This window comes from Chthoniobacter sp., assembly GCF_040003245.1.
Taxonomy (GTDB): Bacteria; Verrucomicrobiota; Verrucomicrobiia; order Chthoniobacterales; family Chthoniobacteraceae; genus Chthoniobacter.
In genome coordinates, this window is record NZ_JBDUCX010000089.1 from 1 (window position 1) to 24,743 (window position 24,743).

Sequence of the window (24,743 nt, forward strand, 5' to 3'; positions counted from 1 at the left end):
GACACTTTCCTGACATTGATCTCACCGACCACGATTCTGGGCGCGAAGTGTCTCGTCGAGCGGTCTATCTGCGCCACCGTGTTGGCGATTTGTGGGAACTTGGCGTGCATCCCGAGTGCCGAAGCAGCACCGCGCTTGACGGGACTCTTCTTGTACCGGGTGCCGTCGTTTCTTTGAGCGTTGGTTCCCAAGTGGTTGTGGCAAACGAATTTGGGTTGGCGATAAAGACAGGGAGTTAAAGCATGCACTTTAAGCTCAACGACGGAAAGCGACACATCAACGGGCGGATCGTCGATGTTCCACCCATCAGGCTGCGCGGCTCTTGCACCGAAATGCGATGGGAAATTAGACGCTATGACCAACATCTCCTTAGAGGCTGTGAATTCGGCATTCCTCGGTTCAAACTTCACGTTGGTCGCGATCTGAAAGTCACGGATGCAGCGGGGGAGCCTCGCCGCGTCGTGATCAAAACGTTGAAATACCCTTTAGCCAATAATGCTGCCGACTACGAAGCGAAGGTGCGTGAAACCCGCCGAAATCTAGATGTCCAAATCGAATTACTCAATCTCCTCGACACGCCGCTGCTTGCGCAGCCCCTTGATGATCTCAGGGTCTCCAACAGCACAGACGGCCTGCCTAACGCGCTCAAACACAACGAGCCAGCGCTTGTTCTAGCATGGCAACCCGGAAATCCCTTACCCACCGCAATCCGTAACGGCATATTCACCCTCCGACCGAAGCCTGGTGCGCCACCTCTAGACGATCAACCGGGCGCCGCGTCGCCTGCCGACTCGCGGGCAATCGCGAACTTCGGCCGCAGCATCGTAAGCTATCTTCGTTTGCTATCCGATCACAATGTAGTCTGCTTTGATCTTAATCCTCGTCACATTCTCGTCGCCGGCAACCGTGTGCCGCGCTTCCTCGGGATCGGCAGCCTTTGTCCGCTCAGATCTGATGGCACGGTTGATGAAACTCACCCAAACTATCTCACGACATCATTTGGCTACATGCCGCCCGAACTCAGCAACCCCTCCGCAGGTCACGGCCTCCGCGCTACCACCGCGACACTTGGGGCGTTCGCCCTCGGTGCGATTCTAGTCCAAATGGTGACTGGCGAGGAGAAGCTTCCTCGCGAGTGGGTGCCTCGCGGTTCGCTCGTCTACCCTCAACCGTCGATCGAAGAGGTTATCCAAGAACGCTGCGGGCGCTTCGCTAAGGCTTTTCATCACCTAATTTCTCTGCTGTGCGTCCCCGACCCTGCAAAGCGCGGCACAAACCTGGAAAGCATCGACGATTTCCTCGCTGTCATCGCTGACGACGCAGATGCGTCTCCCGAGATGGTCCAAATCGTTCAACCCTTGCTGCGCGGTGCAGATGTTCACGCAGAAGGAACACTCGTCGCTGTCACGGCAGACGGCAGCAACGCCATCGCGTTTTGCGACGATCCACAGGTGGGCGAGATTTTTCTAGATGGCCGACTGCTCCAAGAATTGCCAGAGGCAGCCATCCGATTTGGTCAACCAATTACGCTCTTTTTTGCCCAAACGCGCCAAGGGCCGCAGTGCCGACAAGTGCAAACACGCGCCGGTTCGTCGAATCCCGACCAAGCACATGGGCGATGGCATGCATGGCTGAAGCAGCATCGGGACTTCTTTGAAGGCATTGTCAGCTATGTTGATCCAGCTGGTGGGTTCGCGAAGGTATTCACCGATGAACCGGAACAGGGGCTCCTGCGCGTTCCTGGCGACGCGCTGGCGATGTTGGCGACACTCCCAACTGTGGACCAGGTCGTGCTTGTTCGGCCACAACGCGGCCCGCGCGGGTGGTTTGCCGAGCGACTAGTTCCGGACTGCATCGTAACCGCTAAGCGCGCCACTGAATTGCGGCGATTGGCAATCGCGTGCGACACGGCGCAGCGAGCGGAACGGCGCGATCGCGAGTTCCAGGAGGCACCTTGGATCAACGGCCAAATGAAGTTTTTCGATAGCGTCAACGGGTTCGGTTATATCATTGCCGGTGACGGTGGTGACGACATCAGCGTGAACGAAGAGGCTTTATCTCCCAACGCGCGAAACAAGCTATTCGAAGGCACACTTGTTCGTTGCAAAGCGAGAACTCGGCAAAGAGATGGAAAGCGCTTCGCCCTCGCGCTCGAACTGCGATAGCGAACCGCCTACTCGGATGGTGTGATTTGCAATGCGCCATTAGAATCTACTTCGAGCAGAAGATGCGTGTCGGGCTTGGGGGCATTATAGAACACCCAACGGTTAAGCGGGCCTTCGATAATGGCTTCGAGCAATGTTTTGATGGCGCGGCCACCTTTACTTTGTTGCTCAGGTTCTGCCATCCGCTGCTGCACGGCTGCTACGATTTGGCCGCCCGGAAATCGTAGTTGCAACATATGACGTTCACGCGCCGTGCGTGCCAGTTCGACGAGAAACTTCTCCGCGATGCCAATCACATGCTCCGCGCGCAACACATCGAAGACGAGGATACTTTGGTCGAATTGACCGAGTCGGCCAAGCAACTCCGCTCTTCCAAGCTCTTGGACGAATTTTCGGTCAACAGCCGCTTGAAAATGTGCGCGTAGCGTTGCATAGTCCGGCGCTCCTCCGTCTGCGGCACGCGGCAAAGTGCTCGCGCCGATATTTGAAGTGAAAATCAGCACCGTGTCTCCGAAATGCGCTGTCTGTCCTCGCCCATCGGTGAGCCGTCCGTCTTCGAGCACTTGTAGGAACTTATCGAGCACTTTGGGGTGTGCTTTTTCAATCTCGTCGAAAAGAATCACGCTGAATGGCTGCTGCCGCACGCGCTCCGTGAGCTGCCCGCCCTGCTCAAATCCAACAAATCCTGGTGGCGCGCCCGCGAGGCGTTCAGAAGCGTGTTCTTGCTGATACTCCGACATGTCGAAGCGCGCATAGCTCGCCTCGTCACCGAAAATCAATTCCGCGAGCGCCTTGGCGAGTTCCGTCTTTCCAACACCCGTCGGACCGACGAAGAAAAAGACGCCGCGAGGCCGACTGCTACTCGCGGTGCGCCCAAGCGTAATGCCAACTTTCGCCGTAAAGAGCATATCGCTCACCGCATTGATGACGAAATCCTGCCCGATGACCCGTTTGCGCAGCGCCTCCGAGGCAGCGCGCAGTTTGGCTTCATCAAGGCTCGCCCACGGATCGTGCCTCTTTCCGTGGCGGAACCGCTCGACGAGTTTGCGGGCGTGTTGCACTGGCAACTGTTCGGCAACTGAAGCCATCTGTAGAGCGCGGAGATCCCAGATGCTGTGGCCGTCGGTGAGGTCAGCGAGATCGGCTGCGATTCGGCCATGCGCCTCGTCCGACAGTTCGGCACCACCCTCGAATTGGTGCAGAAAACAGTCGAAATAATAAAGCCGTTCTTCGCGTGCCGGCAATGGAACGCCGATCAGAGCCAAGTGTGGATTTTCGCGATACAGCCACGACGGAACGGCCGTGAGCTGACGTGCCACAAGCACTAGTGCATTGCGTCGCCCATCCGCGCCGGTAACGGCTTCGCTTAGCGCCTTTTCGAGACGCAGTAACACACGCCTCTCAGCCTCTTCGCCATGTCGTTCAGGGTTGGCCACGAGCAGATCGGCATTCTCGATGACCAATGCAGCGCGTTGAGCACGCTCGGCGAGCACTGCTTGGAATGCCGGAATCGCTGTTGCGAAATCACGAAGGTTTCCGCCGACGCTCGTAACACCGGCAGGCGCGGCATTCGGACGCCGCCGGGGTGGTGGCTGCCCTAGAACGACGGGCGGGGGCGTAGTGGTATCCGTGGTATCGACAGCGGCTGGCGGTTCGGTAGGCGGCGCGCTTCCACCCACCGCGCTGGCGACGATTTCCTCGAACCGCCGACGCATGGGAGACGTGGTGGTAGCGCCACCAACTTCATCTGCGAAACGCATGCCGACGACGAGATCAAAGCTCGCGATCAAGGCGGCGCCGTCATCCCGGAAGTAATCAAAAAGCACTTCAACAAGCGCGGTGCGGAAGTGACCTTCAAATAGAACCGCATCACGGGTATTGCCGTGCAGCAGCACGCCGCGTCCGCGATGGAGCGCTACGTGGAAGTCGCGCAGCCACGGCGCGGAATTCTCCCAATCAAATTCGCGGGTCAAGCCGCGCCCCCCCTTCCGCGATGCTCATCTCCCCCTCCTGGCAGATCCTTGCTTCCCTTGCGAATGCGATCGGGGTCCTTTCCCTCCCACTCAAGCGGCGAGGACTCGATGCCAAACTGCCCATCAAGCACAGTTCTCATTTGTTCGATTACCAATTCGGCGGCGTCGCACGAGGTGGCCGGCGTGCCATCGGCGGCGGTGTGGGGACGGCGCTCGTATCCATCAAGGTCGTACTCAACGCGTTCGTCGAGATCGTGAGGGACGCTTATCGCGAGCGCCTCGCCAGAGAGACGACGCGCCTGAATCATTACCGCTGAATTCGGATACTCGGGATAATCGAGCGCGGGCGATCCGTTTTTCAATACGAAGCCTTGTCCGGCGAGCACCTCGCAAAGGCTGCGAACCACGTATTGCCGACGGTCTTCCCTCAACTGCATCTCCTGCGCCTCGTTTAAGATGCTCTCAGCAAATGGTTTCCACTCATCCGCCGCGATTTGCACTTCCCCAAATCGGTCGCCAGCCAGTGCCGCCTCAATAGTGACCAAGCGTGCGATCCATTCGTCGATGCGATTCTGACACCAGCGCATGACCACCTGATCGGCCTTCAGACCGCTGAGCGCCTCGTCGATCAAAGCTACCTTCAGTCGGGCTCCAGCACACGCCGCCACCCACCGGACTCGCTCGGCCTCCCGCTTTTTCTCGTGGTCTTCGATTACTACCGCGAGCCGTTCTGCCAATTCGGTCGCGGTCGGAGCATCGTGTTCCACAATGGCGCTCTGCGTAGCGACAAGCACCTGTTCGACTTCGGATCGTCCCAGCGCATCGAATACACGCTCTTTCGCATTGTCGTACTCCGCAATGCGGGCCGCGGCAGAGCGACATTCCGCATCAGCGCGTGAAAGCTGTCGCGCCTGCTCCTCCTGCATACGCTTCGCAGCTTCTCGAGCCTGTACCCGTGCGGCATCACTCACTTCGCGTCCAAAGTCTTGGCGCAGAGCACGAATACGATCGCGAAGCTCCCACGCCTCCCCTTCCCAAGAGCAGCGCGCGAGCGCTTCGCGAAGTTCACGCATTCTATTTCGAACCGCTGCTCCCGCTCCGGGCAAAAAGCTCATGACATCCGCAGGCGTCCCGTGAAGCCGGCTCTCTAAGGCATCAAAATCAGCGGCAACAATGCTTTGCGCATGCAGAAGCCGCGTCGCCTGCCGCATCGCCACTTCACGGTGCCGCTGCTCGGCCTCGGCGCGAGCCTGCGCCTGTCGTTCGGCTCGCAGCCGCTTTTCCTGCTCTCGTTGGAGCCGGTAACAATTGTATTTTGGAGAACCGCTCATGATTTGAAATTGTGTTTAGGCGATGACTTCTAAGGCGACGCCGCGTTGGGCCATTTGCTGTTCAACGATTTCACGAAAGCCAGGCGGCGGAATCCCCATCCAAAGCAGCGTGCCGGAAGATGTCACCTCAACATCGATCCAATCACCTTCATCCTCGATCGTATTGCTCAGGTTGCGGTGCCGCGGGGAGAGGAAATGCACAGTCTGATTGTCCGAACCACGCCAACGTTTGCGTGTGTGGCGACTGCGCACGTAGGGGCCATCTACAAGGATGTCGAGCCGGGCCAGCATTGCCTTCTGATCCGCATTTCCACGCTGTTGAAGATGCTCGATCGTGTATCCGCTGTAAGCCATGAATGACATGTCGCACCGGGCACGCACGGAATCGATCAGCGCGTTCAAAGGCGCCGCTTGCTCCATCGGTTCGCCGCCGGAGATTGTCACTCCGTCAATCGGTAGCGCAATCAACTCATTCGCAAGATCCGTGACGCCGATTATCTCCCCGCCAACAGTTGAATGCGTTTCTGGCGCCACGCAACCCGGGCACCCAAGCGAGCATCCCTGCACCCAAATCACCGCCCGCTTCCCTGGACCAAGCACCGAGCATGCGGTGGTCTTGCGGGCTACGCGAAGAACATCGTTCTGTTGGACGACCGGTGAAATGGGATCCATGCGGAGTTCGTTACCACGCAGCGCCGCGAATGTCGGCAAGAAATCAGCGGAGCCTTGACAGTGGGCTTCGCGGCGACACGCTTCCGTTCTGAACACGATCCAAATCTTATGACCAAACGCACAGTCGTCGTCGATACCGATCGCCAGCGCGGCCAGCTCTATTACGTCAACGAATACGCGGGGCGTTTCTACATTTACGATGTCGATGTGGGTTTGATTTTCGACGACAAGAAGAAGATCGGCGAGTCGCGTAGTCTGGCTGACGCGCTTGAGATCATCAAATCGCATGTGGGCGGTTCCGTCCGCGATGTGCGCATCAAATGACCCGCTCCCGGAAGCCGCAGATACCGCTAAAGGCGGCCTGATTTGCCTCTCGATTTCCGCGCCAAGTGGAAAAGTATTGGCAACCCCGGCTGGTGAGTGCGCGCTTCAAACAAGCGCAGGTGCTTAGGTGAGGAAAGGATGCTTTCATCCAGCCGCGAAACTCCTTGGTCGCGCTGCGGAGGTGTACGGGATACGTCGAGTCCGCCGCTTCATCACCACTCCCTCAAGCAGAGTGCACGGTTCGCAGCGCGCAATTGGTGGTAGAGAGACAACGACTGCTCGTGGCTTTCCGCACGGATGGACGGTGTGAGCCGAAGTGCGCCAGGGGGACAGTCTCCGAACTCGGCGCGACCCCGGCGAGAACAGCGTGTGCCGCGCGGCGTGAAACTCTTTTGTCGGTTTGATGGTCGCCTTCGCTGAGAGCGCTGCGCTCGCGCCGTGCCGCGCGAACAACTCCTGCAACTCTGCGAGCAGCGGCTCGACCGCAGCATGAAAGTGGATTTTGTCGATGGACCCACATCGCTTCGAGGTTTTTATTGGCGCAAAGCTAGGCCGATATTTTCGTGAAGACGGGATCTCATTCGGAGCGTTTTTTTGAGCACGGTGCCGCAAAGCGCGTGTGCGATTCTCAGTCTTCGGCTCCGCGAAAGACCCACGCCTGGCGTTCAGCCGGCTTATTTCGTGCAGCGTCGTTGTCTCACGGCCTAGCGTGCGCCCTTCCCCTCGCTTTCGTTGCCGGCCCGAATCCAAAAGCCCGAAAAAAGTAACCCGCCACTAAAAAATGGGGTTGTTTCAGACCGCTTGTGACCACGCGCCATCACTCGGCGAATCCATTTCCACGGATTCCGGGCAGGTGGGGCCAGCCCTGTCCAAATGAGTCCAAAACACCTCATCGAATTTCGCCTTCGAGAATTTCTTTCGCGTCAGGTAACGCTGCTCGTCGTAGAGCTGTCCGCACCAGCCCGGATATTTCCATGAGGAAGTGCCGATGGAGACGCCTGCTTGGGCGAGTTCCGTGAGCTTCGTTTTTGTAGTCGGCGACATGGTGGCGCGTGTCTTTTCCATCATCGCACATCAGTCCTGCCGAGCCGAGTTTTTCCGAGGTAGTTGGGCTTTTTGGAGGGAAGAAGTTTCTTCCCTGATTGAAGCCGGAGGAACCGTCTTCGATGCACCCATCTCAACGGTAACCCAGGTTTCCGTAACGCCTTCCTGATGCGGCTGCGCCGCGGGAGACTGTGCCTCCCACCGGCTGCGCGCGCCCACGGCACAGACTCCCCGGTGTGTGGGCAGGCAGCGACCATCTGCGCCCGTCCTCCCGGCGCTCCCGACCTTCCGCCCATGATTCCGCGCGGAAGCCGGGCCGCGCCTTCCGGCCAGCGCAGATCATCGCACGATCCTCCGGGCCGCTCCCCCACCGCAACGATGCCCGCGAATCTCGCGGAAACGATCCTGCCGGCTCAATCGGTCAACGCGCCTGGCGCACCCAATTCGCGTTCCAGCGAATCGAACGGGCAGTGGCGGCAACCGCTGCCGCAGCAGTAGCCGCGGCGACGATGATACTCCGCAGTGAAGACGACATGCTCGCCCTCGATGTAGAAATCTCCGGCTATCGGGCGCGGCAGCGGGCGTGCTTTCGCTTCGGCGAAATTGGCGGCAACGACGCAGCGGCGGCAGACGCACACGACGTTACGTGCTTCTTCGGGAATACGCGCGAGCAGATCGGGAGAAAAGTTCTCCGAGGCACACCAACACTTGCCTTTGTAAGCAGAGGTCGTGGCGAACTGGCACTCATTCTCCCGACCGCAAAGCGGGCAAGTTGCGGGGCAAAAACTCATCCGGGGCATTGAAGCGAAAACTCCCCATGCCGTCACTCCAGACCTGCTCCATCAAGCCCTGATGCGGCTGCGCCGTGGGAGACTGTGCCAAGGGCGGCGGACGCTCGCCCAAGGCACAGACTCCCCGTCGTGTGGGCGGTGCGATGAACTGCGCCGTCCTCACTGCGCTCCCGGCCTACTCGCTCCGCGCTGCGCTACGCGAACGGCCTCCCGCTGCGTTGCGGGCGGCGCAGATCATCCGACGATCCTCCGGGCCGTTCCCTCGTTTCACGAAGCGCGCCAGAGGAACTGTCACGCTTCGTGCGGACCCCCGCCCGGCGGATGTTTGTTGGACCTCTGCTCAGCCTCCGTGGGAACTCCGGGGAGGCTTCGTGTCGGCCAAGTGGGTTGGTGCCTCCTCGCTGGCGCTCGCCCCCCGCTCAATCGGCGCGGTGCCTGGGAAGGAGAGAGAAAGGTGTTCCCTTTCTGCTCGGCGCTGCGCCTGCGCTGCGCTGACGTGGGGTGCTAGCGGGATTTTCCGCGCCGTTTGGCCATGAGCAGGGCAAACGCCTCATCGGCGGAATCCTGGAGGGTTGCGCCACTTTTGAGAATGTCGGCGTGCCACTTGGCATTGATCCAGAGCTGAACGACGACACGGCCAGCTTCACGCTTCTTTGCGCGCAGTCGCGCCTGACGTTCACGCGCTTGAGCCGGGGCATCGAGCGGTGAAGTTTTCGGACGACCGGGGCCGCGTTTCTTCGGCGCTGGCGCGGATGGTTGTTGGCGAGGCATTACCGTGACAAGAGACGATTATCGGCGGGTCGGCGAGTGCAAAGTTTTCTCTGTAAAAGAGGCATCTTTCGCTTGCTATAACGTGACAGGTGACGCATATTAAAAGCTCAACAACAAACCGAGGGCGCCACTCGTTAAACGGCATTTTCAAAATGAACCAATCGAACCTAATCCTCCACTGCGGCGCGGCGAAAGCCGACCGTGAGCAACTCGCCCACGTCTGCACCCCGGATGGAGATAACACTTGGTGCCCCATCCCCCACGAGACGCTCGTCTCCGAGGTGGAGGGCGCACTGAACCGCGCGAACATGCGGATCGTCACCGAGGCCCACGGCATGAGCGCCGACGGGGCTCGTTACTTCGGCCTGCTCCAAGTCGCCAATGGCGACGAGCAGGGCGATTACTCCTACGTGCTCGGCTTGCGGAACTCGCACGACAAGCGGTTTCCCGCCGGTCTCGTCGTAGGTTCCGCCGTGTTTGTCTGCGATAACCTCGCCTTTTCCGGTGAGATCAAAATCGCCCGCAAACACACGCGGTTCATCATGCGGGATCTGCCCGGCTTGGTGTCCGGCGCAGTCGGCCAGCTCGGCGACCGCTGGCACGAGCAGGCGGAGCGGATCAACGCCTATCGCGGCCATGAACTGACCGACGTTCAAGCGCATGACCTCGTGATTCGGGCGCTCGACAATCGGGCGATCACCGTGACGCAGGTTCCGGCGATCCTCCAGGAATGGCGCACGCCGAGGCACCCGGAGTTTTCCGCCGATGGCAAGAGCGCATGGCGCTTGTTCAATGCGGTGACGGAGGCGGCAAAGGGCAGCGGCCTATGGGCGCTCCCGCAGCGCACGCAGGCGCTCCACGGCCTGCTCGATGGTGAAGTCGGGTTGTTCAGCCAGAGCTAGCCGGTTTCGGCATGGGCCGTCGCTCACACGGGCGACGGCCCTTTTGCCGGACGCAACAAAGGAAACCCCAAACCGAGGGAGCCACTCGTCAAACGGCACTTCTTTGCATGGCTCGTATTATCTCAGTCGTTTTCGACCGCAATGAGCACCCGCTTCGCGCGACCATCCGCACCCGCTTGGGCACGGTCAAAGTCCGCTGGATGGACATAGCCGGGGATCGGTGCTGGCAAAGCAGCGGCATCCTCGACGCGAAGAAACTGGCCGCACCAGCCATCGCACGCATTGAGTGCATGGCGGAGCCAGGCTGAAACGCATCGCACTTAAAGCGGGCCGCTTTCAGCCGGGCGCGGCTGAGAAGAAAGCTGACAACATCCCAAAGGCGTTGCATTGGTGATGCTCCATGACCGAGGCCCAAGGCGACCCACTCCCCGCAGAGCACTGGCAAAAAGCCAGGCATTCAGCCGGCGAACTGCTACCGAATCTCCCGACGCCGGCACCCGGAACCGCGATCTACGTTTGCACGGAAGGAATCGACCACCCCACGCTCGTCTCATTGCGGGCGTTCGTACGCGCAGCAGAGCGCGAAGGACACCGGGTGAAGCTGTTGCGGTAGGTCCTACTCTCCTACTCCCCGGCGGGTTTAAGCCCCTCATGGACGCCGCTTTCCCGCGCAACTTGGGTGCCACACAGCCGTCTCGCCAAAGTCCGGAAATCGCTCTTAAGCCGGAGGAGGTTGTTCCGCAGCTCACCTGATGTTGACCCACAAAACCCTCAGCCATCACGTAGCATCACGAGTTCCTCCGTGTGTCCGTGCCGCATGGTCTGGAGACGCGGATTCGATTTGGAGATGGCTAGCCCGCTGGACATTCCTTCCAGCATGAACGGGAACAGCAATGGATGCTGGCGGACTTGTGACAGCGAGAGTCCACCCTCGCTCCGGGTGTGCAGCAGCGCCTCGATGAGCCAGGCCGCGTGATCAGCGTCAGGCACAGGTATCGGCTTCACAGCGATGTATTCCCCCTTCTGCTTGGTCGCGGCCAAAACGCTCCAATCCAGAAAACTACTCATGTCGAAGCGAACGATGCGCTCGACGAACTCCCGCTCTCCGAATTTCTCGCCCACGCGCCGCTTCACGTCGCGGATCGAAGCGGTGCCTTGGAGTCGCAAAAGCCGGCCGACGGCCTCAGCAACCGCACCAATGAAGGGATACGCAGCGATAGCCATGCCCCAATGAAGCAGCAGACGTGGGAGCTGACGGTCCGCACACCGGTAAAGTGAGAGGGCTGCGTCTCGCGTTCCTCGGCAGTAGCCCGGTGGATTGAACCAAACGCGGTTGAGACCGGCTAAAACCTTCCGAATGGCCTCTGGCCCCGGATTGTCCCTTGCGATGGCTTCGGAGAGCGCCGCCTTGGCCTCGTCAAATGGCACACCGTCCGCAACAAGATCGAGCGCGAGGTCGAGCCAGATGGCTCGAACCTTTTTGCCAAAGCCCATGTCCGTTTTGCTGTGGTTGGTCACGGGACTGAGTTTGCGCATTCCAAGCGGGCGAAGGGAACAATGACTTCTTCAAGACTTGCGCCGCCGTGACAGACGATCTTCGTGCCCTTCTGCACAAAAGCGTCACCGTATGGAGCCAGGAGCACATGGAAATTTGGTGGCAAGCCTGAGTGCTCCCAAGATGTCGCACCCGCGATTTCTTGCAGGGCCTTCGCATGCAGCACCGGTTCGGAGTAAATCCTGCATCGTTGCCCGCGTTTGTCGCTGAGCACTCCCTCCTGTGGCGTTCCGATACCAACCGCTTCCACATTGCCGTGATCGGCCGTCACGAAGATGTCGAACCCCTCCGCGATGAGACGGTCAAATAGCCGCCTGACAAATCCTTCCTCCACCCAAGTTCGCACCTGACCAGCCATACCGGTGGAGCCGAGCTGCATCCCGTGCATGATCTTGTCCACTTTCATCACGGTGATACCGAGCACCCGGAGTTGTGCCAGATCCAGATCCTCCAAGGCTTGATCGTTTCCCGAATCGCCACTCATGGAAATGAATCCGACCTCGGCAGAATGATGTCCGCGATCGGCCCAGAATTGGCGCCAGCGGGCCTCGTCACGATCTGTCTGGTGGACCGATTCGGCGAAGTAGCGCGGCACCTTTCCCGAGTATGCCGCCTGCCGTGAGACGGGCGTGATGGACGGCAGCCAGGCGAATAGCGCGTCCTCCTCGAAGGTCCGATTGAACGCCTGCTTTCTCAGCTCCTCTTTGACGGCGAGCCATTGCTCGATGGCGAGGCCATCGAACAACACGAGTGCGGCTTTCTTCGTGGCACCTTTCGCCAGGCGGTGCGCGAGGTAGCCCGGAAGATGATGAACCATCAGCGGCGTGACCGTGGGATAATTGAATATGCCGGCATAGCCGGCTTTTAGCCATACGCTGAAGCGATCATTGACGTGCCGGCAGAGAGTCGAAAATCGCGCATCATTCTTTGCGCGGGAGGCCGCTCCAATTTCTGTCCAAAGGAGCCGGGCTTGCGCGTAACGATGAGCGAACGCCGTCCACAATTGCGGTGCCGCGCCGTCGTCGGGGCAATTCTGGATGAGGTGATTAGCCAGCTCCTCGAACCGCAATTCTGTGTTCTCAGGTCCGCTTCCGATCAGGCCGACTCGTATCCACGTTTCCGGCACGGCCTCGTCCCAACTCCACGGGATCGGCGTGAGGATGCCGTCCTCGAAAAGGTTGTCGATGAACACGCGCACGTCATCGTGCTGAAACTGCAGCAGGCTCGGGCCGGGATACTTCAGCGTTTCCGGTCCCTCGCGCACCACCGACGTGCCGCCTCGAGTGTCGCGCACGAACACGGGCCACCGTTCGTCGAGGAACTCCCAAAATGCCTTCCGATCCCGAACCAGCAGTTCCAACGGCCATTCCCGAAACTGCGGGCGCTTTCTGAGGATCGCGATGAGATGCTCATCGAATGCCTCGGGAAGCGTGGTCTTGTTGTAGTGCTTGCGGCACAACAGCCGGAGCAGGTCGCTCTCCGTGTTCACGATGCTCGGCACGATCTGAAAGACGTGCTGAAGGATGAAGTCGCGGGTCATCACTTCACCGAGCGTGTTGGCCGCATACTGATCTTGCGCGCGGTAAAGTGCGTCGAAGTGAACGGTCTCCAACTGCGACACGACGCTATAAGACAGCTTCGGGAAAACGTCCTGCAAAGTGAATGAGAGCTGGCGTGCTCCGGTCAGCACATCCGCAGGAAGCGTTTCAAACTCCAGTTCTCCCGGTTTGAAAACGATGGCGATTTCCAAGGCATCGCCCGCATCCCAACGCGGGCGAAAGCGCGTCTCGTAGTCGAATCGGAACGAGATCGAATCCTCGAACTGCACGAGCGAAAATCCTCGTTCCTCGATTGCCCGGAAAACGCCCGGATCGCGAAAAAGGGCGTCGGCGTCGGAGACCGCGGTCACCGGTCCGACACCCGGCGCGAAATGCTTCAGAATGATGTCCCGCCAGTCGCTCATGAGTGCGGGAGGATTCGGAGGATGAGCAGCGGCGTGAGCGCGGGCATGATCTCGGCCTGTCGGCTGAGTTCGATTTGCCACTGCTCTTCCTCTTCGCCAAGACGGCGCAGCCGAAAGTCTCGCACCTCCGTGAGACCAAGCCCGGACAGCATCCGGCGCCGCGCACGGAAACTGTAATCGCCCTTCTCTCGTTCGGCTTTAATTGCCTGCTGATGCTTCTGCCTGAGCGTTTCGTAAATGCCCTGGCTCTGCTGCATCGCGTGTTCGCGAAGCCGCGTAAAGACGTCGGATGATGGTTCGGTGATGTGCTCGCCATCCAGCTTCCACGGCTCGGTGCAGAGCTGCTCCCACAAGAATCGTGCGGTCGGAGCGAGCACGCGGCCGTCGTCATGCAGGAAGAGCGGCAGGATGGAATTCTTCCGGCGATCCAGCGTCACCAGACTCACTTCCCAGATCGACCACAGGCCCGCGATGCCCGCAGGCAGCGCGGGAATTCTCACCGACGGCAGCGGCATCCCTTCGACGAACTTTGGCAGTTGGGTGAGCATCGCTCGAACGCGAGGATGATCGAGGGTGAGAGTCTCACCCGCTGCCACGGTTCCCGCCGTGCCTGCGTAGAAGAACGTCTGCTCATCCTGCTCGCCGGGCCATACGATCCTCAACCGATCCAGCTCCGCATCGACGCGGCCACCAGAGGCGACAACGTAGTTTTCCGTCATGCGCAAGATCCAGTCGTTCAGCGGCAGCCCCTGCGCCGTCTTTGCCTCGTGCGGGTCCAGCGCATCGTTATCGGCGATCACTGCATTCTTGGCGTGTGATTCGCCCGCACGCGCTCGCAAGGTGTTCGCCACCTGCTGCACCGACGCATCGAGATGGTCGGGGTGCAGCAATGCCTCGACGTAGAGTTGATCGAACATCTCGACCGCTTCCACCGAGTCGAGCACGTCGCTCGTCTTATCGACGCCGAATTCCTCAAGAATCACCGCCAGCTTGTTTTCGAGCACCTCACGCACGCGAAACTCGACCGTATCCTCGAAGACGAAGTTGATCGCGCGCACCACGGCCTTCTGTCCGATACGATCCACGCGACCGATGCGCTGTTCGATGCGCATCGGATTCCACGGCAAATCGAAGTTCACGACGATGTGGCAGAATTGGAGGTTCAGACCTTCGCCGCCGGCATCGGTCGAGACCAGGATGCGGGCGTCCTCGGCGAAGCGTTTCTGCACCACGCGCCGTTCGTCCATGCTCATCGCCCCGTTGAGGCGCACGACCTCCATTCCTCGCGGCGTGAGAAACTCCGCCAGCATCTGCTGGGTCGGCACAAACTCCGTGAAGACGAGCACCTTCAAATCCGGGTCGCCTTCCTCCTGCTGGAACTTGTAGATCCACTCCAGCAGCGCCTCGGCTTTCGCGTCGGCTCCGCGGGCTTCCACTTTCTGCGCGAGGTGCAGGAGGCGTTCGACTTCGCCCTGTTCATTCTGCATCGCGGCGATCCGCGTCTTCAGCAGCGTCTCCCATTGTTCCTGGGCGTCCATCTCGCTCCACTCTTCGTCGGTCACGACCGGCGCTTGCACCGGTTCCGTCATCGGCGTTTGCAAAACACCGAGCCGCTTCTCGAGCGTGGTGGCGATGGCCCGCGTCGAGCTGGTGACGAGCCGCTGCATCAGGATCATGAGAAATCCGACGTAGCTCTTCTTCTCCCGCATCGCTTGGTTGTAGCCCTCGCGCACATACTCGGTGACAGCCTCGTAAAGTTGGTGCTGCTCTTCGTGACCTTCCCAACTCACGCCGACGAGCTTCGTCACGCGCGGCTTGAAGAGCGGGTTGCCGTCAGCGTCGATGGCGTTCCGTTTCTCCGTGCGGATCACGTAAGGCTGCACGCGCTCGCGCGTGACGCTGGCCGGCTCGGGGAACGCTGCCTTGTCGAGCAACGACACGAGCCGGTGGAACGAGTCGGTCTTCCCTTGATGCGGCGTCGCCGAGAGCAGGAGCAGATACGGGCTCGCTTCGGACAGGCCACGGCCAAGCTGGTAACGCGCCACCTGTTCGGTGCTCCCGCCAAGACGGTGCGCTTCGTCCACGACGATGAGATCCCAACCGGCCGTCACCAAATCCTCGAAGCGGTCCTTGTTGAACTGATAAACTTGCTCCGCGGACCAGCCTTTGCGGGCTTCCAACGGCTTCACCGAGTCCACCGAGCAAATCACCTGATCGAAAGTCCGCCACACATTGTCGCTCGGCGAAATGCGCCGGTAGGCTCCGAAATCACCGGGTGCGTAGTGCCGGAACTCTTCGCTGAAATGCGTCTGCATTTCCGCGATCCACTGCGTAACCAGTCCCTTTGGCGCGAGCACCAGGATGCGGCGCACGAGTCCGCGCAGCTTGAGTTCCCGCATGACCAATCCCGCTTCGATGGTCTTGCCGAGACCCACTTCGTCAGCCAGCAGAACACGAATGCGATCTTGTGACGTCGCCCGGCGCAGTGCCCGAAGCTGGTGGGGCAGAGGGATGACCGCAGCCCCGACCGGCGCGAGGAGGATGTCGTCGTTCAGCAGGTTGGCTACGCGCGCTCCGAAAAGTGCGAAGCGAATCTTCTCCGGCGTCGCTGCGCCCGCTTCATCGAGCCGCGCGAGCCTCGCTCCGCTCGTTCGGATGATCGAATCAGCCGACGACAGCCAGATATGGTAGCACGCGTCATCCCAGAGCCGCGTCACCTCGACGACTTTGCAGGGCTGTCGATGTTCAGTGCTCCACAGCCAGTCGCCGGTTTGAAACATGGATTGGGAGGTGTGTTCGCAGATTCGCGGCTACTTCAGCAGCGCCGCCACGGCTTGCAGATATTCGTTGGGTTGCATTCCGTGGGCTTGCGCCAGGCTCTCCGCAGCGTTGGAAGTCAATCGGCAATCTCCACGCTCGATTCGGCGAAGCTGCTTGTCGCTCAGTCCGGGAATGGCCTTGAGAGCCAGTCCCGCGTCCTGACGAAGCTGTTGGATCGCCGCACCGTAGCGGACATTGAATTCGCGGCTCTTCTGCTTCGCTTTGTGAACCGCGACCGGGTCCACGATCTGCGCGAGCTGCTCCCATCCGAGATGAACGTCCAGCTCCGGCCAGTAAAGGTACGAGCCATCCTCATCGATCTCGAAACTCTGCACGGCCGCCGGTGCTGCCTGCGCCAGTGGCGGAATCTTGGCGACGGGAATCGCGAGACGCCGGAAATCCGCCGAGACCGTGCGGAGAACTCCATCTTCCAATCGCGCGTCGAGGACTCGTCGGTTGCTGTCTTTGGTGTCGTGCGCGGCAGTGAGGCGACCGAGCAGCGATTGAAGCAGGACATCCCAATTCTCCTGCTGGCCCGTGGCCCAATTGGCCTCCGCCACGTAGAACCGTTGCGGTGAGCGGATTTGCAAGTCCACGAGGAGGGAAGCCAGCCGATCGCTGCCAAGACGGTCGTTCAGCACGAGGAGCTTCGTGTGAGGCGTCGCGTTCTTCTGGAACGCGGTCACGAACGAAGCATCGAGCAGATGGGAGAACGTCACCAGTAGTTGCCACACGCGATGCTGATCCTTTGCCTCGGGACGCTTCCACGTTTTGGAGATGCGCAGTCCAGGCAGCTTGAACGATTCCAGACGGCCTTTGGGCAGGCCATAAGGGATCACTTGGAAGGCTTTGGTCTCAGTTTTCATCGGGCTGCACCTTCTCTTCCCATTCTTTCAGAAGGGTCGCGCGGTGCGCTGCGACCGTTGCTTCGATCAACTTGGTATCCGCCCGCGGCACCCCTTTGCCTTTGCCCTTCTGCCACACGACCGAGAACATCCTGGCTGTCGTTGATTCGAGAAAATTGACGCGTACCTCCCATTGCCCTTTGCGCTTGGCGTGGAAGTGCGGCGGCAAGTGGTCGTTCGAGAAGAACCACAGCTCTAAGCCGTCGATTGTGAAGCATTCCAGTTTCGCCATACATCATGCCGTCAAGAATACCGGAGGCGGGACACTTTTCAATGACTACTTATCGGAAAATGTCCCGCGCCGTTTTCTCGCACGATTCGGTCAGCCAGACGCCTGCCCCCGGTTTGCGGCGAGTTGGGCCAGATCCGCACGCAGCGTGAACTTGCCGTCCACTCCTTCGACCAGCCCTTGCAACGCGAGGTAGTCGATCGCTGCTTTCGCATCGTCCGCGCTCAGTTTGCCCGCCGCAGCAATCTGCTCCAGCGTCGATGCGCCGTGCTTCGCGAGCAGCGAGATGATGTCAGCCTGCTTCCCGGTGAGTTTGACCCCGAGCTTCTCTTTCCAAAACTCGTCCACTTCCTCGACCGGGAGCAGCCACTCAAAGGTCAGCGTGAACGTGTTCGCCTCCGTGCTCGTTTCGATCTTCGGCGGCACCCCGTGCGCTTTGCGCCAGAGGTTGTGGACCGCGTAGAGGCCGGAGCCCGACAGTTCTGCGAAGCCAATCAGCTTCAAAGCGCGACTGATGACCGCGTTTCGCGAGGTGCTCTTTCCGCCATCGAGCAGTCCCTCTGGACTGACGAGCGACGCGCCAGCGTTGTAGAAAATGGTTCGTTCGTCGCGGATCTCCACCTGCCCCGCCTGGCCGGGATGCGTGTAGTCCTGATGGATGAACAAATTCACCAGTGCTTCGCGCATGGCAATGTAGTCGGCACTGCCGCTGGTGCCTTGCAAGCCGTCGAGCGTCGCTCCCTCAACGGCGATGTGACGGCTGAAAAACTCGACCGCCACCTTGAGCGATTCGATCACGTTTGCCGACGACTCCTTGCGTTCGTCCCAGCGGGCTTCCGAATCCCGCCGCCGCGCGCGGCAGTCCACGAGTGCGCGTTTCACTCGCGCGGCCACGGCTTTTTCTTTGCCAAAGAGGAGCACGAGCTGCCGCAACTCGTCGTTCGTGAGTGTGGTGCGCCCGTCCAGAAGCATCTTAACCATCACCGATCCGGCACGCTTCGGCCTGTCCTCGGGCTTCGCTCCACTTTTCAGCTTCGAGTCATACCAAGTCAGCGTCTTGTCATCCAACTCGTTCCACGGAATCGGCCCAATGGCCGGCTGCGCCATTTCGAGAAGCACCTTCCTCATCGCCAGCCATTCCGAAAGCAAATCGCCACCTTCCTTGAGCGCCACCGTTTCCAACGGGCGCAGGCCGCCACTGACCAACGTCTCGAATTCGACGGCAGGTTTTGCCCGCTCGATCCCATCATTGTGAACGGTGAGATACTTCATTTTCTTCTCCTCTGCGCGGTGCAGGAGATAGATGCCGTAGCTCTGGCGAGCCTCCACGATGTCCCAGAGGAGGAAAGGCGGGAGGCGTAGCGCACCAGTTTTCAGCGCGACGTAGAGTTGCTTGTCCTCGTCACCGAGCGCGGATTCGAGGTCGATGAAGTCGGGCGTGGGTTCGGCTTCGCCCATGAGCAGCAGCCGGCGTCCCTGCACCACCCTCTTCACCATGCGCTGCTCCTCCAGCAGGAACAACGGGAAGTCGAGCAGTCGCTGACAAGCCTGCACCGCCGCCGCGAGGTTTTCGAGCGGCTGGTTATGCTCCAGGATGTGCGCGGCTTTCGCGTCCGTGATCGTTGAAAGTGCGTGCCCCAGTTCGTTGCGCAGGCCCACGAGCTTGTCGAACGCCTTCTCGCCATCGGTGCCTTCGCCGAAGCCCGTTTCGAGACTCGTCTTCAGCGGATGGACCGCGGGACTCCGTGCGATGCCCTTGAGCACGGCGAGGAAGTGCCCGAAGGAGAGATTCCCCCGAAACTCTTTCAGTTCACTCGGAATCTTCGCGGCGCCATCGTCGCGAGCACAGAAGGAGCTTACCGCGAGCGCAGCGGCGTAACGTGCCAGCACCTCGCTCGCCTTGAGTGCGGCTTCGATCAATTCCTTGCTGTTCGGATGCCGGCAGATTCGGCCAAGCGCGAGCGCGACCGGCTGCGGGGTCGTGGCGAGGCGGAGGCGGAAGTTGGCAACGATTGCTTCCATACGCCTACTCCCCGCCGGTGCGTGTCACAGCCGTGTCGTAATACATCTGCAGCGCTTCATCTTCCTGGATGACGCTCTCCGGCAGCATCTCGGCGACGACCAAAATCGTCTGGTAATCCTTCTGCTGGTAGCAGTGCTTGAAGCCGACGCGCACTGCTTCCGAGCGCAGCTCCTTGAGCTTCTTGCCCTTCGGAATCTTTGGAACCGGCACCGTCAGCCCCGGCAGGCCGTCGCCGCGATTTGGATTGAGTGCGGCGGGGGAATAGCCGGCGGGCAGGTAGCTCCAGAACTCCTCCAGCAGCTTCTTCGTGCGGATCTTCTCCACGTCGATGTTCTTCTTCGGGTCGGGCACGAACCAGCGATCCTTGGCTTTGCTGCGGAGTTGCTGATGATCCTTCGCCAGATTGCGTAGCTCCTTAAACTGAGTGGAGAGGTAACTGTGGATCTGGCTCGGCACTTCGCCTTCGCCTTCGTAACGCAGGAAGTTTTGATCCAGCAGCCCCCGTAGCTCGGGGCGGGTTTCCCATTTCTTCCAACTCGCGCCGAGTTGCTGCATGAATTCCGGCTGGATGTCCTGATACACCGATGGTCGCGCGTTGAGGAAACTGCGCAGCCAGGCCACAGCGCTCTTTTCGTCTTCCACGAAGATGCTGAGCTGGCCCACGCCTTCCATCTGCTGCCTCTTCTTGTCGTATTCGTTCACCTGCTCGGGCAGAAAAAACATCTCGTCGCGCTGCGGGAAGCGTTCGGCCAGCCCTGCCTGAAACTCGGCGGAACTGAGTGGCACGGGTGTAGAATGGCCCACGTAGAACGCGACCATCCGGTCGTAGAGAATGCGCGGGTCGCGCTCGGCGATGAACTCCATCTGCCCGCCGCGAGCTTTGACCACCGGGAGATTGCCCAGATGGGTTTTGATGAAATCCCACACACCCGCCTCGGTCTCGCCTTGCCTGGCGAAGCGATCCTCCAATCCGCCGTTGGGCTTGTAGGCAGAGATGACGAGGTCTTGTTTGACAGCGGTTGGACTCGTGACGGAACGGAAGCTGTGTTGCTGCTTGTCAAGGGCGGCGACGTTCGCGACGACGAAACCTGCTTCCTGCAAGGTTGTTTGAATCGCATTCCAGACGGACGCTTGCGAATTGGAGAATTCGACTGTCATCCAGCGACCAGGTTTTAACACACGAAAATACTCACGGAAGCAGTCGAGCATGAGTTGCTGATACTCGGACAAGCCCTTGCCCTTTGGCTCATCAATGATCGCTTCGGTTTTGGTGTTCGTGAAGACGCGGTGCCAAGACTCCACGAGGATATTCATATCCGCGTAGTAGATGTTCTCCCCGAACGGTGGGTCAGTGAAAATGTAGTTCAACGATTCAGCAGGAATTAACGGAATCGCTGCCGACGCAGTCGTGGCTTGTGCGAAAGATCGCGCTGTCTTCATGGTGCCGAATGTGGAGACGAGGCGGGATGCTTTGCCCCCGAGGACATACCACGGGCTGCACTCAGCATGTTGAGCGGCGAGGTAATAAACACCAGTCAGATACTGATTAACTTGAGAGAAGCCGGTGGGCCGGTAACGGTTCAGTCGCGAAAGCGTCCAGATCGCTTGTTCTACGAAATAGAGCAACATGCCCCGCATACGGGCGTTGGTATGACTCGCTGCTTTTTGCCAAAGCGCACCCATAGTTTGAGCAGCGCGAGGAAGAAAGAATTGATGCGTATTTGTGAAGCCCTTCGGCGCAATCCGAGAGCCATGATACATCTTTTCAATTGGCCAACGGTTGGACGGCACAGATTTAGGAAGTGGGAGATTCTCGATGCGGGCGAGCGTCGCGATGTCGTCGGCATCCGGCACCTTTTCGTGCTTAACTTTGCCAACGCGATATTGAATCAGACACGGCTTGAACTTCACGCGTTTCCACGGTCCTCCGAGGGAATGGTCGAGAGAAGTCTCAAACATGCGCTCGACCTTGCGTTTGGTCAGCGTAGCGTCGCAATGAGGGCACGGAAACTCGTCCCTGGTTTTGCCGGAATCTGCATCCAATGCCTCGTCAAGAAAGGTGACTTCGCCACCACACTCCGGGCACGTAAAAACCTCGCTCCACACGGTGTAGTCAATCCTCCGTTTCGTGCCATCCTTGTGCTTGGTTTCATACATCCACCCCGACTCATCTTCGATCTCCTTTAGTATCCGCTTGGCCTCACGCTCGAAGCCGTCCACGTCCACGGGCGTGTTGTAGTTATAGGCAATGAAGGTCGCCGCTGGGGAGAGATCGTTGAGGACGGCACGCCGGGCACCGAGCTTTGAAAACGGCGTGCCTTCTTCGTCGAGCACCACGCCATCGTCACGCACGCGATAGCCGAGCGCCTGCACCTCAGCGCGGTCGCCGCAGAGTTGTGCGGCCACACCTGCCATGCCGGTGCCGGCAAAGCCATCGAACATAACGTCGCCGGGCTCCGTATAGTGTAGGATGTAACGCATGATGGCGCGATGAGGCACCTTCGTGTGGTAAGAGTGCGCGTTGTAAATCGGGTGCGTTTTTCCATCGGTCACATCTGCCGCAAACGGTTCCCGATGGTACGGCTTCTTCGGGTCGTAAGCGGTGCCGTAGGCTTTGATGAAGTCGCCGATCCAAGGGTTCGGGCAAGCCGTGTAGTAGGGCGGATCGGAGAGTGCGAGGATGTCCTCGTCGGTGCCGATGGGGAACCCGTCGATCTTCCGAAACTCCGAGTCTTTGAGCTTTGTCGCGAGGAGTTTCAGGAAGTGCTCTCGCCGTGCTTCTTCACTGGCAAACGTCTGACCCAGACATTCGACAGGGCCGCTTTCGGTGGGTTTCAGTGCAAGATTTTGCTGGCTCATATTCAAGACAAGGTATGCCGGGCGAGGACCGTTCCCTCTTCCGCAAGGACCCGGTGTTTGTGCCGGAGGATGACGTCCAGTTCGACGCGTCCCTCGATGACTAGAGAGAGATCATATCCGTCGATCAGGAAAAAATTCGGTTGCTTGCCACGGGTAATGGCAGCCAGTGCGTCCGGGGAGAACCCGTTGGCCGCGATGAAAATTCCACGGGTAAACGAAGACTTTCCCTCCACCTTTCCGCGGAAGATGAGCATTGGTCCTTCGCTCATCGGAGCCGCTTCCCACTTGGCCTCAACCAGGTAAATCTCGCTGTCGAGTTCGATGGAGCCGTCGATCTGCTCACCTTGGACCCGATAGGACAGCCGCGGTTTCAATCCGAAAAGCGCAAACAACCTGGTTAGAACTCCCTCGAAGGCGAAACCCGCTTTCTGCCGGTCCTTGGCTGTCGCCAGCGCATAAAACTCCGCACGCAATTGATCTAGTTCGCGCTGCCGGGCAGACTCCTGATTCCGGCGCCGCTTCTCTTCAGCTTCTTGCTTTTCGGCGACAGGAGCCGTGGTGCTGGTGGCGGAACTGGCCAGTGAATCCAAAAAATCGGAAGCCCAGAGCGATGGAAACTTGAATCCAATTTTCTGGATTACCTCGTTCAGGCTCACGATCTCCCCGGCCTTGATGGGGTCGTTCTGTTTCTGCCGATATTTCAGCCCCTCTCGAACGATCCCAAGCACAAGAGATTCAAAGCGGTCGCGACGGCGCTCCAGAGTCGTTTCGATCAGCCGGGCTATGGCAGGCTCCTTGCCGCCGCCGAGCCAGAAGTCTCCCACCCCGGCTTGATGAGCCACGCTGGCAAATGTTACGTGCCCTTTCCACGAGGACGAGCCCGAGCCGGGGAGGAAGCTGTAAAGCAGCTTGGCCATCTCGGTGGCAGCATGGGATTCTCGAAGCGGTAAGGGCATCGCGGTTTGCTGGACTATTCAAGAACCAGCCGAATTTTCCCCGCGTCGCGGCCTTTCAGTAATTGCTCGACGTATTCGGTGAAGCGTTTGCGGAACTCGTCCGGGGTGGCCGGTGTGCCATCTGGGAACAACTTGTCGCGCAAGTCGTCGAACCGCACCTGCACTTTCGACAGGCCGGAGAGAGCCTGCTGGATGGCGATGAGAAAATCTTGGCTGATCTCGTCGGGCAGTTCCTTGGCGGTGGTGAACTCGCCGAGCAGTTTCTTCTGGCCGGGCTTGAGCAGGTCGAAGTGGCTTTGGATGACTGGATCGGCAAGGTCGTTGAGCAGAGCGAGTGACCAGTTCTTGTAGATTTTCTCAAGCTCACCCTTGAGGTTTTTCAGCCGCGTCTCGGCGGATACGCTCACGTCTTCCATGCTGGGCCAGAAGTCGGTCTTGGGTTCGGTTTCGAGATCTTTCTCGGTGAGCGGTGCACCGGTTTTCAGTCGATCCAGTTGCTTGTCGAATTCCGTGAGCTGCTGCCGGTTGATCGTCTCGATGGTCGCAAGTCGCCGGAGATTCTTGAGCCGGAAGTCTTGGAGCATCGCGTTCTTGTCCTTGTCCTGCGCGATGCTCAGCCGCGCCCGGCGGTAGAGGTCCAGATACGCTTTAATGTAGGCGGCCTTGAGCGTCTTGAGGCGTTTGACGACATCCGCTTTGAAGGCTTCGGATTCGCGTTGAGCGGGCTTGCGAACTTCACTCAAAATTTCGGTGCGGGCGGCTTTGCTCTCGGCGACCCAGGGGTGGGTTTCCGGGAGCACGGTTTCCGCCATGCCGAGATACTGCGTGAGCTGGCTAACCTCGTGCGCGAAGGCTTCAAGGCAGTCGATTTCCTTCAGCTTACCAAAGGTGGTCTTGTATCCGGTGATTTCCGCGGCGTCATACTTGAAGTTCTTCAGCTTGCCCGGCGTATTGTAGGCTTGAAGGCTCTCAAGGAAGTCTTTGGCCTTGGTGAGCAGGGCAGAGTTTTGCTCGATCTCGGCTTCGGTGTAGAGGGCCTGCCCCCAGAACGGGATTCCGTTGAGCAAGTGCTGACGGGCGAGCACCAGTTTTTCGACGCGCTCGGTGATGACTTTGTGGAGCTGCTGCACCGGCGCCTCGACACCCTGCGTGACCTGCATGGCCATGCCCGGAGCGAGATCCATCAACTCAAACAGCGCTTTGAGACTTGGGATGTTCCAGTCCTTCGGGCGTTCGAGGTGCTTGAAGTTTTTCAGCTCAGCGACCGGTGTCGAGATCAGCGTCGGCAGAGTGGATGCGTCGAACTTCGCGCCGGGCACGGCCAGCACTCCGTCCCCGGAATAGACAAGCGCGCCCAGCACTACGCAGAGCCATTCCGGTTCGAGTCGGAACTTGTCCGGCACGAAGTATTCGATGCCCGGTTCCAGCGTGGTGATGATCTCCTGGCGATTGAGCACCTG

General features: G+C 59.6%; 20 protein-coding genes. 4 read left to right on the forward strand and 16 right to left on the reverse strand.

Translation table 11 applies throughout. The features are described from left to right. A partial coding sequence (locus tag ABJF10_RS13945; protein ID WP_348545193.1) for a hypothetical protein occupies nt 1–191 on the reverse strand: 191 nt, incomplete at its 3' end. A 51-nt stretch (nt 192–242) separates the two neighbouring features. Between ABJF10_RS13945 and ABJF10_RS13950 the strand changes: the two genes are divergently transcribed. Further along, complete coding sequence (locus ABJF10_RS13950) at nt 243–2,165, forward strand: hypothetical protein (RefSeq protein WP_348545194.1); 1,923 nt, start codon at nt 243–245, stop codon at nt 2,163–2,165. 8 nt (nt 2,166–2,173) lie between these two features. Here ABJF10_RS13950 and ABJF10_RS13955 read toward each other — a convergent pair whose 3' ends face one another. The 3 genes from ABJF10_RS13955 to ABJF10_RS13965 are packed head-to-tail and all read right to left on the reverse strand — an operon-like array spanning nt 2,174 to nt 6,180. After that, nucleotides 2,174–4,138, reverse strand: coding sequence for an AAA family ATPase (locus ABJF10_RS13955; protein ID WP_348545195.1), 1,965 nt, complete (start codon nt 4,136–4,138; stop codon nt 2,174–2,176). Continuing rightward, nucleotides 4,135–5,469 (reverse strand): hypothetical protein, encoded by a 1,335-nt coding sequence (locus ABJF10_RS13960; RefSeq protein ID WP_348545196.1) that lies wholly within the window; start codon nt 5,467–5,469, stop codon nt 4,135–4,137. The genes ABJF10_RS13955 and ABJF10_RS13960 overlap by 4 nt, the downstream gene beginning before the upstream one ends. Nucleotides 5,470–5,484: 15 nt before the next feature. Next, entirely contained in the window at nt 5,485–6,180 is a 696-nt protein-coding gene (locus ABJF10_RS13965; RefSeq protein ID WP_348545197.1) for a 4Fe-4S single cluster domain-containing protein, read from the reverse strand. A gap of 69 nt (nt 6,181–6,249) precedes the next feature. Between ABJF10_RS13965 and ABJF10_RS13970 the strand changes: the two genes are divergently transcribed. Continuing rightward, nucleotides 6,250–6,465, forward strand: a complete 216-nt coding sequence (locus tag ABJF10_RS13970; RefSeq protein WP_348545198.1) for a hypothetical protein — start codon at nt 6,250–6,252, stop codon at nt 6,463–6,465. A gap of 792 nt (nt 6,466–7,257) precedes the next feature. Here ABJF10_RS13970 and ABJF10_RS13975 read toward each other — a convergent pair. The 3 genes from ABJF10_RS13975 to ABJF10_RS13985 form a co-directional block, all read right to left on the reverse strand. Next, nucleotides 7,258–7,509 (reverse strand): hypothetical protein, encoded by a 252-nt coding sequence (locus tag ABJF10_RS13975; RefSeq protein ID WP_348545199.1) that lies wholly within the window; start codon nt 7,507–7,509, stop codon nt 7,258–7,260. A gap of 413 nt (nt 7,510–7,922) precedes the next feature. Next, the gene (locus ABJF10_RS13980) at nt 7,923–8,300 is read right to left on the reverse strand and encodes a cysteine-rich CWC family protein (RefSeq protein WP_348545200.1); all 378 of its coding nucleotides are present in this window, start codon (nt 8,298–8,300) and stop codon (nt 7,923–7,925) included. Nucleotides 8,301–8,804: 504 nt separating this feature from the next. Beyond that, the gene (locus ABJF10_RS13985; RefSeq protein WP_348545201.1) at nt 8,805–9,071 is read right to left on the reverse strand and encodes a hypothetical protein; all 267 of its coding nucleotides are present in this window, start codon (nt 9,069–9,071) and stop codon (nt 8,805–8,807) included. A gap of 152 nt (nt 9,072–9,223) precedes the next feature. Between ABJF10_RS13985 and ABJF10_RS13990 the strand changes: the two genes are divergently transcribed. Both ABJF10_RS13990 and ABJF10_RS13995 read left to right on the forward strand, forming a co-directional pair. Then, nucleotides 9,224–9,973 carry a DUF932 domain-containing protein gene (locus ABJF10_RS13990; protein WP_348545202.1) on the forward strand — a complete coding sequence of 250 codons (750 nt, stop codon included), beginning with the start codon at nt 9,224–9,226 and terminating at the stop codon, nt 9,971–9,973. 107 nt (nt 9,974–10,080) lie between these two features. Then, nucleotides 10,081–10,281 carry a hypothetical protein gene (locus ABJF10_RS13995; protein WP_348545203.1) on the forward strand — a complete coding sequence of 67 codons (201 nt, stop codon included), beginning with the start codon at nt 10,081–10,083 and terminating at the stop codon, nt 10,279–10,281. Between the two features lie 463 nt (nt 10,282–10,744). Here ABJF10_RS13995 and ABJF10_RS14000 read toward each other — a convergent pair whose 3' ends face one another. From ABJF10_RS14000 to ABJF10_RS14040, 9 genes are all read right to left on the reverse strand, one after another. Beyond that, nucleotides 10,745–11,491 (reverse strand): hypothetical protein, encoded by a 747-nt coding sequence (locus tag ABJF10_RS14000; protein ID WP_348545204.1) that lies wholly within the window; start codon nt 11,489–11,491, stop codon nt 10,745–10,747. After that, a complete protein-coding gene (gene pglZ, locus ABJF10_RS14005; protein ID WP_348545205.1) occupies nt 11,488–13,491 on the reverse strand; it encodes a BREX-3 system phosphatase PglZ in 2,004 nt (667 codons plus the stop codon). The genes ABJF10_RS14000 and pglZ overlap by 4 nt, the downstream gene beginning before the upstream one ends. Next, nucleotides 13,488–16,271: a helicase-related protein gene (locus ABJF10_RS14010; protein ID WP_348545206.1), complete on the reverse strand. Its 2,784-nt coding sequence runs from the start codon at nt 16,269–16,271 to the stop codon at nt 13,488–13,490. The genes pglZ and ABJF10_RS14010 overlap by 4 nt, the downstream gene beginning before the upstream one ends. A 30-nt stretch (nt 16,272–16,301) precedes the next feature. Next, on the reverse strand, nt 16,302–17,177 hold the full coding sequence (locus tag ABJF10_RS14015) for a DUF2442 domain-containing protein (protein WP_348545207.1): 876 nt from the start codon (nt 17,175–17,177) through the stop codon (nt 16,302–16,304). Further along, complete coding sequence (locus ABJF10_RS14020; RefSeq protein WP_348545208.1) at nt 17,167–17,448, reverse strand: DUF4160 domain-containing protein; 282 nt, start codon at nt 17,446–17,448, stop codon at nt 17,167–17,169. Before ABJF10_RS14020 ends, ABJF10_RS14015 begins: the two co-directional genes overlap by 11 nt. Nucleotides 17,449–17,538: 90 nt before the next feature. Further along, the gene (locus tag ABJF10_RS14025) at nt 17,539–19,467 is read right to left on the reverse strand and encodes an ATP-binding protein (protein ID WP_348545209.1); all 1,929 of its coding nucleotides are present in this window, start codon (nt 19,465–19,467) and stop codon (nt 17,539–17,541) included. Nucleotides 19,468–19,471: 4 nt separating this feature from the next. Beyond that, complete coding sequence (locus ABJF10_RS14030; RefSeq protein ID WP_348545210.1) at nt 19,472–22,327, reverse strand: DNA methylase; 2,856 nt, start codon at nt 22,325–22,327, stop codon at nt 19,472–19,474. Nucleotides 22,328–22,329: 2 nt separating this feature from the next. Continuing rightward, the gene (locus ABJF10_RS14035) at nt 22,330–23,244 is read right to left on the reverse strand and encodes a restriction endonuclease (RefSeq protein ID WP_348545211.1); all 915 of its coding nucleotides are present in this window, start codon (nt 23,242–23,244) and stop codon (nt 22,330–22,332) included. Between the two features lie 53 nt (nt 23,245–23,297). Further along, nucleotides 23,298–24,743: DUF6079 family protein (locus ABJF10_RS14040; protein ID WP_348545212.1), on the reverse strand; the 1,446-nt coding region annotated here is incomplete at its 5' end.

Excerpts from the sequence above, each read along its gene's own strand:
- ABJF10_RS13950 (WP_348545194.1), top strand. The coding sequence starts at position 243 with ATGCACTTTAAGCTCAACGACGGAAAGCGACACATCAACGGGCGGATC.
- ABJF10_RS13960 (WP_348545196.1), bottom strand. The coding sequence starts at position 5,469 with ATGAGCGGTTCTCCAAAATACAATTGTTACCGGCTCCAACGAGAGCAG.
- ABJF10_RS13970 (WP_348545198.1), top strand. The coding sequence starts at position 6,250 with ATGACCAAACGCACAGTCGTCGTCGATACCGATCGCCAGCGCGGCCAG.
- ABJF10_RS13975 (WP_348545199.1), bottom strand. The coding sequence starts at position 7,509 with ATGTCGCCGACTACAAAAACGAAGCTCACGGAACTCGCCCAAGCAGGC.
- ABJF10_RS13980 (WP_348545200.1), bottom strand. The coding sequence starts at position 8,300 with ATGAGTTTTTGCCCCGCAACTTGCCCGCTTTGCGGTCGGGAGAATGAG.
- ABJF10_RS13985 (WP_348545201.1), bottom strand. The coding sequence starts at position 9,071 with ATGCCTCGCCAACAACCATCCGCGCCAGCGCCGAAGAAACGCGGCCCC.
- ABJF10_RS13990 (WP_348545202.1), top strand. The coding sequence starts at position 9,224 with ATGAACCAATCGAACCTAATCCTCCACTGCGGCGCGGCGAAAGCCGAC.
- ABJF10_RS13995 (WP_348545203.1), top strand. The coding sequence starts at position 10,081 with ATGGCTCGTATTATCTCAGTCGTTTTCGACCGCAATGAGCACCCGCTT.
- pglZ (WP_348545205.1), bottom strand. The coding sequence starts at position 13,491 with ATGAGCGACTGGCGGGACATCATTCTGAAGCATTTCGCGCCGGGTGTC.
- ABJF10_RS14010 (WP_348545206.1), bottom strand. The coding sequence starts at position 16,271 with ATGTTTCAAACCGGCGACTGGCTGTGGAGCACTGAACATCGACAGCCC.
- ABJF10_RS14015 (WP_348545207.1), bottom strand. The coding sequence starts at position 17,177 with ATGAAAACTGAGACCAAAGCCTTCCAAGTGATCCCTTATGGCCTGCCC.
- ABJF10_RS14020 (WP_348545208.1), bottom strand. The coding sequence starts at position 17,448 with ATGGCGAAACTGGAATGCTTCACAATCGACGGCTTAGAGCTGTGGTTC.
- ABJF10_RS14025 (WP_348545209.1), bottom strand. The coding sequence starts at position 19,467 with ATGGAAGCAATCGTTGCCAACTTCCGCCTCCGCCTCGCCACGACCCCG.
- ABJF10_RS14030 (WP_348545210.1), bottom strand. The coding sequence starts at position 22,327 with ATGAGCCAGCAAAATCTTGCACTGAAACCCACCGAAAGCGGCCCTGTC.
- ABJF10_RS14035 (WP_348545211.1), bottom strand. The coding sequence starts at position 23,244 with ATGGCCAAGCTGCTTTACAGCTTCCTCCCCGGCTCGGGCTCGTCCTCG.